The following is a 13,082-nucleotide window of genomic DNA, read 5'->3' as shown; positions in this document are numbered from 1 at the left end:
CTAGAAACTTCTTCAATGATATTGAATTTCTCTATTGCATTATATTTTCCCCTGGCCATGAAAAAGCTCCCCTTACATAATCAGGTTTTATTTTTTCACCTGTCTACCGTAAGGGGAGCATATCATTTCTATCGGTAACCGACGTCTTTGACCTATTCTGGTGAATTATTGAGCGGTATATCCACCATCGACGAGCAAGCTTGTACCTGTAACAAAAGATGCATCATCGCTCGCCAAGAAGAGAACAGCTTTGGCTACCTCTTCAGGCTTGCCTAGCCGCCCCATCGGATGAAGACTCACAAGATGTTCATTAACCGCTTCATTGCGCCCTGCAATCAATGGGGTATCAATATAACCTGGGCAAATGGCGTTGACTCGAATTCCTTCTTGGGCATAAGTAATACCCAGTGTCTGCGTCAATAGCTTCACGCCACCCTTCGCTGATGCGTAAGCTGTAACACCATGTTTACCTACATGACTATGAATGGATCCACAGTTCACGATCGCACCACCTGTACCCTGCTTGAGCATTTGCTCAATTGCATATTTATCACAGAGGAACACACCTGTTAAGTTAATGTCAATCGTACGCTGCCATGCCTCCATATTCAGCACATGGGCTGGTCCGTCTTTAGCAATTCCTGCATTTGCATATAGTATATCCAATTGACCGTATTTCTCCACCGTAGCCTCAATCATATGTTTTACTTGTTCTTCATTCGTTACATCGGTCTTAATGTAGAGTGTATCCTTGCCTTCTGCATTCAATGTATCTGACAATTGTTGACCCCGATCAGAGAAGTCCGCAATGACTACTCTCGCACCTTCATTTGCGAATAATTTGACGGTCGCTTCTCCAATCCCACTAGCTCCACCGGTTACAATCGCTACTTTATGAAGTAATTTCATGGCTAATCCCCCTATTCGTCTCTAAACTTACTTCGCTGTTGCCCCACCATCGACGACGAACTCGCCGCCAGTCACATGAGATGCTTCATCTGAAGCAAGGAACAACACCATGTTCGCAATATCTTGAACCGTACCAAGACGACCGTTAGGCGATAGATCCGCTAATGCGTCTTTAGAAGCCTTGGTTGTTGCAGCCGCATAGTCAACCATCCCTGTATCAATGTAACCAGGGTGAATGGAATTCACTCGAACACCAGCGGCAGCATACTCGATAGCAGCATCTTTAGACATCAATCGAACCGCACCTTTACTTGCACCGTACAGCACGTGGCCTGAAGCGCCTTTGATCCCTGCAATCGAAGAGGCATTGATAACGGAACCTTTCCGCTGTGCAGCCATGATTGGCATCACATGTTTCATCCCTAAGAATACACCCGTTACATTGATTCCCATTAGGCGATTCCAGTCTTCGATCGTGATCTCTGCAAGCGGCTTAATAATATAAATTCCTGCATTATTGAACAAAATATCAATATTCGCATAGGCTTCTTTCGCTTGTTCCACCACTTGAATCCAATCGGTTTCTTGGGAGACATCATGCCGAATGGCTAATCCCTCTCCACCTATCCGAATGATGTCTTGAACAGTATCCTGAGCGCTCTGTAACTGAATATCTGTGACAATCACTTTGGCACCTTCTTGTGCGAACCGGAGCGCAGTCGCTCTCCCAATCCCTGTGCCACCGCCTGTAATGAGTGCAACTTTCCCTTGTAGTCTCATCGCCCAACACCTCTCAGTAAGTGATATATTTCATTGCAAATGGTTGATCTTTATGCATTTATTGTAGCACTGTTGATCATTTATTAATAATTAATTATAGTTACTATTAGTTAAGTATTACTTAAGTAATAGAGGTGCAGCAATTTGAATCTCGAACAATTAGAATATATCGTGGAAGTTGCAAAGACAGGCTCTCTAACCAGTGCCGCACAGAACAAACATGTCACCCTATCCGCAATCAGCCAATCCATCAGTCATTTAGAGACGGAATTAGGAGTTCATTTATTCACACGTTCCCGCTTGGGAGCAGCTCTGACACCCGAAGGAAAATTAATCATTCAGAGAGCCTATGATATTCTTCATAAAGTTCAGGATTTGCGCGATGAAGCTGAAGGTTATTCGAACCATGTCAGCGGTGAACTCCGCGTCGCTTCAATCCCAGGTCCGATGTCGTTATGGGTAGATTCGCTGATAGGATTCAAACGCGCCTATCCGAATATCCGTATGGAAATCACGGAGAAGGGCTCACAGGAAATCCTCGATGATATTCGGCATAATAAGCTGGACATCGGCCTCATTATCAAATCCGAGCATATCCATCAAAATCTAACGGGGCTCACTTTCGAACCGTTGCTCCAAGGACGGATCGTTGCCGGAGTCAGTCGGCAATCCCCACTCGCGTTGCGGAACACTGTCACAGCTGAGCAGCTTCGAAATGAGACATTAGCGATTTATCAAGATGATTATGTCACGTGGTTCGTTCAATATTTCCAAGAAAAATACGGTTCCGTCAATCTGCTGTACACCTCGAACAATACGGATGCGATTCGCACATCCGTCATCAATCATCAAGCGGTAACCCTAGGAATGGATTTCTCATTCCTTCACGGACCAGATCTATTCGCCTCAAAAATCATTACACTCGAGCTCGAGTCCATTGATCAGCAGCCTGTTTACCTGGGCTGGGTACGCGCTGAAGGGAAGCACTTCTCTGGTATTTATCGTAATTTCATTGCACGCCTGAAGGGGGATATCGACACTTCCCATCCCTAATTCGAGCAAAATAAAGACGGACCTCTTCATGAGATCCGTCTTTATTCTAAATGATGAAGTCCCTTATTTATTACAGAGTTAATCCACCATCGACTGCTACGATCGATCCAGTCATGTAGCTATTCTTCGGCGATGCGAGGAACGTTACCACTTCCGCAAGCTCTTCAGGTTGCGCGAAGCGTCCAAGTCTCATATTAGGCAGCTCTTCTGGAATATAACCCGACGTCTGCATCATTACTGGAACAGCTTGCGTAAGGGTTGTATCCACCCCACCTGGGCAGATGGCATTCACACGGATCCCTTTCTTCACATACTCAAGTGCAGCCGATTTCGTCAAGCCGACAACGGCATGTTTGCTCGCAGAATAGACTGCTAAGCTATGCTCACTGCGAATTCCCGCTGTAGAAGCGGTGTTGATAATAACGCCGCTGCCTTGCTGCTCCATTACTTTAAGCACATATTTCATACCAAGGAATACACCTTTGACGTTGACGGATAGAATACGATCAAGTTCGGTTTCTTCTATATCCGCAAGCATAGACATCTTCTGGAGCACACCTGCATTATTGAAGAAAACATCAATACGTCCATAGGTCTCAACCGCTTTGTTCACATAGTTCTGCACATCTTCACTGTTCGCAACGTTCGCTTGAACGAAGATCCCTTCGCCGCCTTGTTCCTTCACAAGCTTCAAAGTCTCTTCACCTGTTTGTGGGTTGAAGTCAACTAACACGACCTTGTCGCCATTTGCAGCAAATTTCAAGCTTGAAGCACGCCCAATACCACTACCCGCTCCCGTAATAACAACAACTTGATTTGTTTCCGACATGTCCACCGACTCCTTATAAATGATTAATTTAGGTTAAGATAGTTATAATATCGTGGTGATAGTGTGACTATCATAATATTCAAAACTTATTATACGCCCTTTCATGCCGAAGTACAACTTATTCGAATAAGCGCTTCCATTTGACAATGAACTTCCGTTCTGTTATTATCAATCACCAATTAATACGTACGTAAGGGAAGGAACGTGGGAACACGTGAATACGAAGACCAGATGGGACCTAGAACGTGAGGATGCTAAACAGCAACGGATTGTTCTGATTATTGAAGCGGCTGAGCGCATCTTCAATCGCAAAGGACTGGACAAAACAACGATGCAGGATATCGCGACAGAAGCTCATATGGGTGTAGCCACGGTATTTCGGCATTTTCCGAAAAAAGATAAATTAATCGTTGCCGTCGCTACGCGGATTGTCGAATCGCAAATCGAGACGTTCGATCGAGTCGCAAATCTTCCAGGCACTTGTTATGAGAAGCTGGAGTACATGTTGGATACGTTCATCGGGTTTATCGGCGCGGAACATAGCCAGAATACGAAGCTACTCGAAGCATTCGAGAGTTATGCCGCCCAATCCACTGAGCCGTTAGAGGATCTCCCGCTGTATACCGAAGCGATCGGACGAATTAAGAACTCCTTAAGCCAGATCGTGAAAGACGGTATCCATGATGGATCCATACGATCCGATCTACCTCTCGGGGAGACAATAGCAACGGTAACTCATGCTTATGGTTTATTCGCGAAGAAATTATCGCTGCAGAACAGCATCCCGATGCTTGAGACCGATATTGACCCCATCAGACAGCTACAAATCCTCAAACGACTGTTTTTGGATTATCTAAAATCAAGCTAGTGGAACCAAAAGAAGCCCAGACATTTGTCTTGGGCTTCTTCGTATTAAGCGGGCTTCAGCATTTCTATCAATGAGCCCATAAACGTAAGCGGCGGCGTAGCCGCATTGCGAATCGATTGGTATAAGGCTTGCGGTGTAATATGAGGCGAACCTCCATTAATACGTGGCAATAACATCAAATTCATCGCCGTCGTGCTGAGTCCTGGCTTTGTCGTGAATGCGTAATGGATACCATTCGCTTGCAGAACTCGGATCGAAGATGAATTGTGCAGTCCATAAGGATAGGCAAACGTATCAATCGCATGCCGATTTAAGGGCAATAGCTTCTGTACACAAGCCTTAATATCTTGGTTGATTCGAGTGATATACTGCTGCTTCGTCTCCTTCTTCCCATTCACGATGAGGAACCCCGTTAAGCCATCATGCCCGCGATTAACCTTAAAATGCAGATCATCCGTGTGCGCTTGAACTTCCATATCGGGATCATGCTGCGTCATATCCCGAATCTCTTCCGGCGTCATGTGCGGTGTAAAGACCAATGCACGCGGCGTCAGATCACCTGTTATGACGAAGCACACGCCAGAAATATGACGCTTCTTCATGATCGGATAAGCATATTTATAGAAGCTCTCATATCCATCATCGAACGTGACAAGTACGGCATTCGCCGGTACACTGCCACCTTTCATAAAAGCGCGGAACTGATTCAAAGATATAAACTGCATATGATTCCGAGTCAGTTCATCGAGCTGTGAAGCGAATAATTCAGGCGTAATGGTGTCTTCATTTTGAAGCTTCGGATCGATGTGGTGGTACATGATCACAGCGACCTTGTGGTCAAATAGCTTCGCTGATTGCGGCACCTCAACAGCTATGTTCGATTTCTTTCCGGAAATTATAGGTCTGGCTCCGAGCCCAACTGCGTTTGGCCGCAGAATCACCAATCCGCCTCGCAAGGGATGTTTAGGCCCATGTTGCCAAGGCAAGAAGATAATCACGAGGATGGCCGCGGCCGTCACACCCAGCATTCGAAGATGTTTCATAGTTATTTTCATGTTGAATCCCTCTTTCTCTTCGAGCACACAATCTCATGTCGTCACCATACCATCCGAAGCTTAAAATAAGCTGAATCGCGCTGTATAATTTTGTATATCTTGTCCGATCAAGCTTGGTATTCTTCAGCGGTTATTGCGAACAAAACATGATCCTCCCAGACACCGTTAATGTGAATATATCGTTCAGCCAGCCCTTCGCGTCTAAAGCCCGCCTTCTCCAATACCCTTGCGGAACGAAGATTTCTAGGCATGACACCAGCCTGAAGTCGATGCACATTCAACTGTTCGAAGGCAAATTTGATGCATAACTCCACCGCTTCTGTCATCAACCCCTTCCCATTATAGGCTTCATCTAGAAAGTACCCGATATTCGCATGCTGCGCTGGACCTCGAATGATGCCTGTAATCGCGATTCTACCGATTAGTTCATCCGATTCATTGTGAAAAATACCAAAGGTATGGGACTGATCTGACTTTGCACCAAATTCGCTATTCTCGATATCTTGAATTTGCCATTCTAATGTTAAATAATTCGCACCGCGATACGGTTCAAACGGTTGTAGAAATTGATGATTACGCTGCCGAAGTTGCAGCAAAGCTTCAGAATCCTCGATCGTTAATGCTCTTAAATAAATCTGATTCCCTCTCATAATCCACCTCTATTTCCTTTCTTTCAACTGTGACGTGCAGCTTGATCAGCCATTTGATGGGAAAGATGTACATAGGTTCCCTTTAACGGCTTCTCCGCTGTCAAAGCCATGGATAATGCAACGGTCGACGCTTTGATGGAACGATAGTTCTTCAGCGGTCCAACGAACAACGGGTTCAGGAATGGACTGATCTTCTCTGCCACTCGCTCCCCAAATCGATATTCTTCCCGATTTCCGGTCAACAATGACGGCCTAAAGATATGTAGTGAACGAAGTTGAAGCGAAGCGAGCTTATCCTCCACTTCTCCTTTGACTCGACTGTAGAAAATCGATGATCTAGAGCTAGCTCCCATGGCAGTCACGATATAGTACCCGTCAACGTGATGCTGTGCAGCGAGTTGACCCGCTTCTACAGGATAGTCATAGTCCACTCTGCGGAATGCCTCTCTCGACTTCGCTTTCTTAATCGTCGTCCCAAGACAACAGAATACATCATTGACCTCAAAAAGATGATTATACCGCTGTAGTTCATCCATATCAATGACATGCTGGATGCATCGCCCGGGTGCAAGCTGCAGTGGTCTTCGAACAAGTAGATGGATCTGCTGATAATAGTCTCTAGAAACAAGGATTTCAACCAGAGCCGCTCCGACTAATCCTGAAGCCCCGAGTACCAACGCTGTCTTATTTTCCAAAGGTCACCCATCCTTTCGCGATTCTATGTCCTATGATTATCATAATATACAAAATAGCCGAATTTATATATTGACAAATTTTTATTTTTGTGTTATGTTTAAAATTTAATGTTTGACATTGTTTATATGCAGCGTTATTATAATCTAGCATCAGTCATATGAACAATGGAGGGATTCATTTGAACACAGGAATTGGTATCGAAGCACTCGAAATTTCAGCACATCTCATGGGGGAACAACGTATTATCTACCCTACCTTGATCTGGGACGAGAATGAGACAATTCTGATCGACACCGGTTATCCAGGTCAACTCCCTTTATTTCAAGAAGCCTTCGAACGGGCAGGCAAATCACTTCAAACCCTTAGTAAAATCATCATTACACATCATGATCTAGACCATATTGGCGGGCTGCCTAGCTTCGTTGCACACGCGGAAGCTCCGATTGAGGTCATTAGTAATGCGATTGAGAAGCCCTATATTCAAGGGGAACGTCGGATCATGAAATTTACGGATGAGGTCATCGCATCGATGGATTCTTGGCCGCCTGAACGTGCACTCCCATTCAAACGATTACTCGCCAATCCTCCTGCTGCACCCGTGAACACCTTGGTTGCAGACGGTGAGATACTCCCTTATTGTGGCGGAATAATCATCATTAATACACCTGGACATACACCCGGACATTTCAGCGTCTATCATCAAGCGAGTAAGACACTAATCGCAGGTGATGCGATGGTCGTTGAGAACGGGCAGCTGTTAGGTCCCGATCCGAGATATTCAATCGACCTAGCTCAAGCTAACGCTTCGATTCAGAAGCTCACTTCATATGATATCACGCGTGTTATTGCGTATCACGGCGGCCTATTCGAAGATCATGTCAATCAACGTATCGCTGAATTGGCTTCACAATTGTGAGATAAACCTCTATCGAGGTACGTTCAAAGATGAGCGACCGCGTTCTAAGGTTGTTTATATCGCCAATAGGAAAGTTATAATACGCTTAACGCTTTAATAAAGTTAAACTTTCCTATGTGGTAACAAAAACGTCCATTCCATACGAGGCATCAAGCCTGTAGGAATGGACGTTTTATAATTTTACATATTTTTCGACGGATTATTTCTCCGAAAGGTTTCTCCACAACGCTAATGGCCTAAGATCAGAGCAGCTTGGATCGATTTGTTTCAGTTGTATATCACGCTGATCGATAGGTAATGCAACTTGTTCATAGATGTATCTCGTACTTAGACCCACCTCTGCAGCATCAGGTTCTCCGTAACTATAATAGACATCCTGAATATTCGCCAAATACATGGCGCTGAGGCACATCGGGCATGGCTGGCCGCTCGCATACAACTCATATCCTGACAGATCAGCCGTTCGTTCCTTACGGGATGCTTCACGAATCGCTTGAATCTCCGCATGCATCGTCGGATCACAAGTAGATAGAACTTCATTTACGCCTGTCGCGATGACCTGTCCATTCTTGACGATGATCGCACCGAAAGGCTTTCCCTGATGTTTCTCTGTGTTTGTATAAGCGAGCGAGATAGCCTTAGCCATCATCGCCTTTCGATACGCTTCATCATGGTGATGCGGCATCATTTCGTTCCTCCTTCAAGGTTCCGATATCTTACTTTCCAGTTTCGCTAACCTTTTGGCCTTGATACCATACGGATTGACGTGGTGCTCTTCTCGCAACGGCTTCTGCGGAGCAGCTTGCCTGAACAAGAACGAAGTTCGCATGATCCCCCACTTTGGGCCAGACTTGGTTCCCATTCGAATCGAGTGGTGTGATCCCGCCTGTAATGTAACGAAGGGATTGCGATAATCGGAACTCATCATTGTAATGATAGAGTTCAGCGAATCGTCCTGCTTTCTCGAGCATATCCCCATTGCCAAAAGGAGACCAATGATCCGTCAAGCTATCCGTCCCGAGATTCACTTTCACACCCTTGCTGCCCAGCATCGGAAGCGGCATGTGCGTTCGGCCAATCGGTACAGTCGATGCTATGGAGATGCCGAGTTCGCTGAACCGATCAGCCATCAGCTCTGCTTCCGAGGCCTCTGCACTCGCGAACCAGAATGCATGACTTACTGTAACACGACCAATCAGACCTGCTTCTTCAGTTAAGTCCGCTAACCTGAGGAGTGTATGCTTCGCGTGTTCCCCGCTTTCATGCAAATGCATGTCGATACCCGCATCCGCTTCTATAGCGAGTTCGAACATTGTCTGCAGCGACTTCTCGATATCACCATCTACCGAATGCGGATCAAGCCCTCCCACATGGGTTGCACCTTCGTGCATCGCTTCACGCACGAGACCCACGGAGTCCGAATGCAATAAGCCATGCTGCGGGAATGCAACGATTTCGGACGTCATTTTATTCGTAAATGTTGCTAATGCTCGTTGGGTCGCTTCTAGACGATGCAAGCCACTGACATGTTCAATATTACAATGTGTTCGGACATGTGTCGTTCCTAGTCCTTGAATAAGCGTTAATATATTCTCTGCTTGCTGTTGGGACTTCGGCAGGATTTGCGGCAGCAGCACCTTCTCTTCTTCAATCCGGTCAAAAATACTCGAGATCGGATTCACCGCATGCCAAGCATCACTGAAATACGTTTTATCCAGATGGATATGTCCTTCGATAAAAGATGGTAACATGAGTAGATTGCCACCGTCATAGATTGGCAGATCGCTATGGATTGGTGAAGATGCATCAATAATTTCTGTAATTACACCATTTTCGATGTGCAAATGACAACTCTTTGTTTTCGTTCCTGTTACTCGTTCATTTTCGACAATGTAGGATTGCTCTAGTAATACTCGGGACAACCAATACGATGATTTCAACATATTTCACGCATCCTTTATTCGAAATATATTCATTCCATTATTGCTGCGCTTCGACCAGAAGTCGTTCAATCTCTGTAAAATGACGATTCTTAGCATGTTCTAGCGGTGTAACGCCATTCTTATCCGGTATCGTAACATCTGCACCATACTCAATAAGCAATTGAATCACTTGCTGCTGTTTCGGACCACCGTTATTCAATATGATGGCTTCCAACAGAGCCGTCCATCCTAAATTATTCACGTGATTCACATCGATCGACGTTCGTGTGAGCAGCTCACGCACCACTTCGACATACCCGTGCTCAGAAGCTGGAATTAGTGCTACACCACCATATCGATTCGTGATCGCCGGGTCCGCACCTGCATCTATGAGCAGCTTCAGGATGTCTAGCAATCCTTCCGCACCAGCATACAGGAACGGATTATCCAGCTGATTATCTTGGATATGGATGTTCGCTCCCGCTTCAATCAATGTTTGAACCGTCTCTGGATGATTCCTGTGGGTCGCTGCCAAGATCGCAGTCCGACCTTGCGAATCTCGTGCATCAATATTCGCTCCCTGTTCGAGCCATTGCAATACAGCTTCCGTATTCCCTTGCTCGGCAGCTAGAATAAGCTGATTGTTCATCCTTGCCACATCCTTTGTCATGGAATTGTCGGGCTGCTGACATGCCGTCAGCATAAAGAAGCCACAATACACCAAAATGATTCGTAACACGATGAAACACTCCCTTTCATCGGGTGTTGATGTTATGGTACCATAGCCTGTAACGAACGAAAAATATTTAATAAGTTCAATTTGCATACTTTTATCATTCGTATGAGGAGGACATGGAGCATGGATATTCGGCAACTTCGGTATTTCATTGCTATTGCAGAAGAAAAGCAAATTACGGCCGCAGCGCACCGACTACATATGGCCCAACCTCCGCTCGGGCAGCAATTAAAAGGAATGGAACAAGAACTCGGCGTTCAACTGGTGAAGCGAACGGGGAAATCCATGGAGCTGACAGACGCGGGACAAGCCTTATATCGACATGCGCTTCAACTCACGAAGATGTTGGAAGAGTCGCGAATCGAAGTACAAGAAATCGGACATGGCACACGGGGCAAATTAACGATAGGCGTCAATACACTATCATCGGCTGCATTACCGAAGCTGCTGCGAATCTTCCAGGAGCGTTACCCGCAGATTACGTATCGAATTCAGCAGAATGAATCAGCTCAGATCTTACGATTAATTCATGAACGCGCGATTGAGCTAGGCATTGTGCGGCTTCCGTTGGATGTCAGTGAATTCGAGGTGATGGCTTTACGATCAGAGCCATTTTATTTTGTCAGATCGAGTTCTCACGCATTTGCCGGAGCGCCAATAACCTATGAGGACATTGAACCGTACCCGCTCATTCTGCCAAGTACGGAAGGGCTTGGACTCTATCAGAATATACTCGAACAATTTACAATGAGGGGACTACGTGCGAATGTTATTGGGGAATGCTCCGATATTGTCACACTGCTCGAATGGGTATCCACTGGCAATGGAACGACCATCGTTCCTGCATCGATCCTGCAATTATATCGAGGTTATGATATACAGGCAGTCTCCATTACAGACAGCAAGAACGCCTTCGCGACAGGCTTGGTCTGGTTGAAGGATCGCTATTTGACCAAGCCAGCTGAGCATTTTATCGCATTGATGAAGGAATTGGAGCGTCGTATCGAAGAATGATATCGCCATTGTCTTCGTATTCGCCGGTTTCTACGAACCCACATTTTTTATACAATCGATTCGCTGCAGTGTTACAAGGAATATGAGACACACGAATCTGTCGGCAATCTTCTCTATTTCTTAACTGGTTAATTACTTCCAGAATCGCTAATTGACCATAGCCTTTCCCTTGATATCGTGCGTCGATCATGAATCGGAGGATCCAATAGTATCCGTCGCGATAGATTTCCTGGTCGAAAAGTATAAATCCAACCATCGATTGATCATCGTAGATACCAAAAGGCTTAGAAGTAAGTTCTTTGGTTGCATGAATTAATGAGTCTGCATTGCTCGCTACCAGGTTCATTTGATCTTCCCTAGGACTGAGCTTAATGCATTCGAGTTCATTATCGGGTGTGATAGGTATAAGTGTGATACGATGGGTCATGTTTATAGAAGTCTCCTATTCGATGAATTGATCAATCCTATAGCGGGATCCACTCCACACGACAGCTATATTCATAGTCTGTTATTCAATAGCCATGTTCATTTGATGAATAATCCAGTTCGTCGCACCCTTGTCATGTTTCCAAATATGCAGCAACCATCCCATGTAGCGAAGCCCGATGTAACGCCTGCAAATCTGATAATGTTCATAGAATGTCGTCTCTGGAAATCTCACTCCCAAATCATTCAAGGCTTCAACATAATGTTGAACATGCCTCCTCGTGCAAAAATTATGCGGTAAATCAAGTATGATCGAACCAAAGTGTGCGTCGGCCCAATCGATAAAATAAACATCATCGTTATCAACGAGTACGTTACCACCATGAAGATCTGTATGAATTAGACTGAAAAAATCCGAATCCCGAATAACCAAATTCATATCCTCGACAATATGTTGTGCTGATTGCTCGATTTGACTAATGTACGAACGAAATACATCTACAAACTCTTCGTTTTGTAACACTTCCTGCCAAGGGCCCTTCCAGCCGACCTGTAACCAAGTTTCAATAAAACAACGGTCAATTCTAGGTAGCCAAGTAACCTGTGTATCCTGATGTAAATTAGTTGCATGGATGCGTGCGAGCTCATAGGCTTCTTTTCTCAGCATGTCATCCGTAATAGACAAAGGATCCGGAAGATGATTGCTCCCTAGATCCTGAAGGCATATGAATTCGGGAACGTCTGCGGTCAAGTTAAATGTAAAATTAAACGGAACATTCATCTTCTGATGACGGAGAACATTTAGTACACGTCGTTCAATCCATGAACTTTCCTTTACTACTAAAAACAAATTTAATCGTTCAGATATTGAAGCATCCGATACAAACAACTCAAATTTACGAAGTGCTGCGCCAGACATCCCTGGTCTAATTATCCGCTCTTCAAAATTATGAAGGATCATTGTGGGAGATACTTCCCTAGTTAATGTCTCGCGAAGCAACCTCTCAATAGAATCTATCATTCTCTCACCTCATTATTCCATCCCAAACGCATTCATCTGATTCTCCAGGCGTTCATGAACCGATTGTGGTAATAATTAACAACCCTAACACTTTACCACAGATGATAAGGTTTTTCTATTTCCCCTGCTTCCCTCTCCCTATCATTCGCATCTTAAGAATATTTCCACCTTTTTCAAAATACATATTGACACTGAGAAAGATTATCA

Annotated in this window: 15 protein-coding genes; 4 read left to right on the top strand and 11 right to left on the bottom strand. The window is 45.0% G+C overall.

From position 1 onward, the window contains the following. Positions 1 to 165: 165 nt before the first annotated feature. Together AC3WU2_RS19735 and AC3WU2_RS19730 are read right to left on the bottom strand one after the other, a co-directional pair. Positions 166 to 909 (bottom strand): SDR family NAD(P)-dependent oxidoreductase, encoded by a 744-nt coding sequence (locus AC3WU2_RS19735; RefSeq protein WP_492456774.1) that lies wholly within the window; start codon positions 907 to 909, stop codon positions 166 to 168. Positions 910 to 936: 27 nt separating this feature from the next. Continuing rightward, positions 937 to 1,689, bottom strand: coding sequence for an SDR family NAD(P)-dependent oxidoreductase (locus AC3WU2_RS19730; RefSeq protein ID WP_492456773.1), 753 nt, complete (start codon positions 1,687 to 1,689; stop codon positions 937 to 939). Positions 1,690 to 1,833: 144 nt separating this feature from the next. On the opposite strand from AC3WU2_RS19730, the gene AC3WU2_RS19725 reads away from it, so the two are divergent. Further along, on the top strand, positions 1,834 to 2,742 hold the full coding sequence (locus AC3WU2_RS19725; RefSeq protein ID WP_492456772.1) for a LysR family transcriptional regulator: 909 nt from the start codon (positions 1,834 to 1,836) through the stop codon (positions 2,740 to 2,742). 70 nt (positions 2,743 to 2,812) lie between these two features. Here the strand turns inward: AC3WU2_RS19725 and AC3WU2_RS19720 are convergent, their stop codons facing one another. Further along, positions 2,813 to 3,571 carry an SDR family NAD(P)-dependent oxidoreductase gene (locus tag AC3WU2_RS19720; RefSeq protein ID WP_492456771.1) on the bottom strand — a complete coding sequence of 253 codons (759 nt, stop codon included), beginning with the start codon at positions 3,569 to 3,571 and terminating at the stop codon, positions 2,813 to 2,815. 214 nt (positions 3,572 to 3,785) lie between these two features. On the opposite strand from AC3WU2_RS19720, the gene AC3WU2_RS19715 reads away from it, so the two are divergent. Then, positions 3,786 to 4,439: a TetR/AcrR family transcriptional regulator gene (locus AC3WU2_RS19715; protein ID WP_492456770.1), complete on the top strand. Its 654-nt coding sequence runs from the start codon at positions 3,786 to 3,788 to the stop codon at positions 4,437 to 4,439. Between the two features lie 44 nt (positions 4,440 to 4,483). Here the strand turns inward: AC3WU2_RS19715 and AC3WU2_RS19710 are convergent, their stop codons facing one another. From AC3WU2_RS19710 to AC3WU2_RS19700, 3 genes are all read right to left on the bottom strand, one after another. Continuing rightward, positions 4,484 to 5,494, bottom strand: a complete 1,011-nt coding sequence (locus AC3WU2_RS19710; RefSeq protein ID WP_492456769.1) for a polysaccharide deacetylase family protein — start codon at positions 5,492 to 5,494, stop codon at positions 4,484 to 4,486. Positions 5,495 to 5,601: 107 nt separating this feature from the next. Continuing rightward, on the bottom strand, positions 5,602 to 6,144 hold the full coding sequence (locus AC3WU2_RS19705) for a GNAT family N-acetyltransferase (RefSeq protein ID WP_492456768.1): 543 nt from the start codon (positions 6,142 to 6,144) through the stop codon (positions 5,602 to 5,604). A 23-nt stretch (positions 6,145 to 6,167) separates the two neighbouring features. Beyond that, the gene (locus AC3WU2_RS19700) at positions 6,168 to 6,839 is read right to left on the bottom strand and encodes a Rossmann-fold NAD(P)-binding domain-containing protein (RefSeq protein WP_492456767.1); all 672 of its coding nucleotides are present in this window, start codon (positions 6,837 to 6,839) and stop codon (positions 6,168 to 6,170) included. Positions 6,840 to 7,018: 179 nt separating this feature from the next. Here AC3WU2_RS19700 and AC3WU2_RS19695 point away from each other — a divergent pair, with 179 nt between their 5' ends. After that, complete coding sequence (locus AC3WU2_RS19695) at positions 7,019 to 7,756, top strand: MBL fold metallo-hydrolase (RefSeq protein WP_492456766.1); 738 nt, start codon at positions 7,019 to 7,021, stop codon at positions 7,754 to 7,756. A 199-nt stretch (positions 7,757 to 7,955) separates the two neighbouring features. Here AC3WU2_RS19695 and AC3WU2_RS19690 read toward each other — a convergent pair whose 3' ends face one another. The 3 genes from AC3WU2_RS19690 to AC3WU2_RS19680 are packed head-to-tail and all read right to left on the bottom strand — an operon-like array spanning position 7,956 to position 10,420. After that, on the bottom strand, positions 7,956 to 8,444 hold the full coding sequence (locus AC3WU2_RS19690; RefSeq protein ID WP_492456765.1) for a nucleoside deaminase: 489 nt from the start codon (positions 8,442 to 8,444) through the stop codon (positions 7,956 to 7,958). A 28-nt stretch (positions 8,445 to 8,472) separates the two neighbouring features. Beyond that, positions 8,473 to 9,699, bottom strand: a complete 1,227-nt coding sequence (locus AC3WU2_RS19685; protein WP_492456764.1) for an amidohydrolase — start codon at positions 9,697 to 9,699, stop codon at positions 8,473 to 8,475. Positions 9,700 to 9,736: 37 nt separating this feature from the next. Continuing rightward, positions 9,737 to 10,420, bottom strand: a complete 684-nt coding sequence (locus tag AC3WU2_RS19680; RefSeq protein ID WP_492456784.1) for an ankyrin repeat domain-containing protein — start codon at positions 10,418 to 10,420, stop codon at positions 9,737 to 9,739. Between the two features lie 117 nt (positions 10,421 to 10,537). Between AC3WU2_RS19680 and AC3WU2_RS19675 the strand changes: the two genes are divergently transcribed. Continuing rightward, positions 10,538 to 11,428: a LysR family transcriptional regulator gene (locus AC3WU2_RS19675; protein WP_492456763.1), complete on the top strand. Its 891-nt coding sequence runs from the start codon at positions 10,538 to 10,540 to the stop codon at positions 11,426 to 11,428. On the opposite strand, the gene AC3WU2_RS19670 is transcribed toward AC3WU2_RS19675, so the two are convergent. Both AC3WU2_RS19670 and AC3WU2_RS19665 read right to left on the bottom strand, forming a co-directional pair. Then, positions 11,385 to 11,855 (bottom strand): GNAT family N-acetyltransferase, encoded by a 471-nt coding sequence (locus AC3WU2_RS19670; protein ID WP_492456762.1) that lies wholly within the window; start codon positions 11,853 to 11,855, stop codon positions 11,385 to 11,387. The two genes, AC3WU2_RS19675 and AC3WU2_RS19670, sit on opposite strands and share 44 nt — an antisense overlap. Before the next feature lie 81 nt (positions 11,856 to 11,936). Next, the gene (locus tag AC3WU2_RS19665) at positions 11,937 to 12,875 is read right to left on the bottom strand and encodes a phosphotransferase (RefSeq protein ID WP_492456761.1); all 939 of its coding nucleotides are present in this window, start codon (positions 12,873 to 12,875) and stop codon (positions 11,937 to 11,939) included. Positions 12,876 to 13,082 lie beyond the last annotated feature (207 nt).

This window comes from Paenibacillus sp. EB106-05-06-XG162 (genome assembly GCF_058791655.1).
Note: the sequence above shows the minus strand (reverse complement) of the source record. Positions and strands in the feature narration are given on the sequence as shown.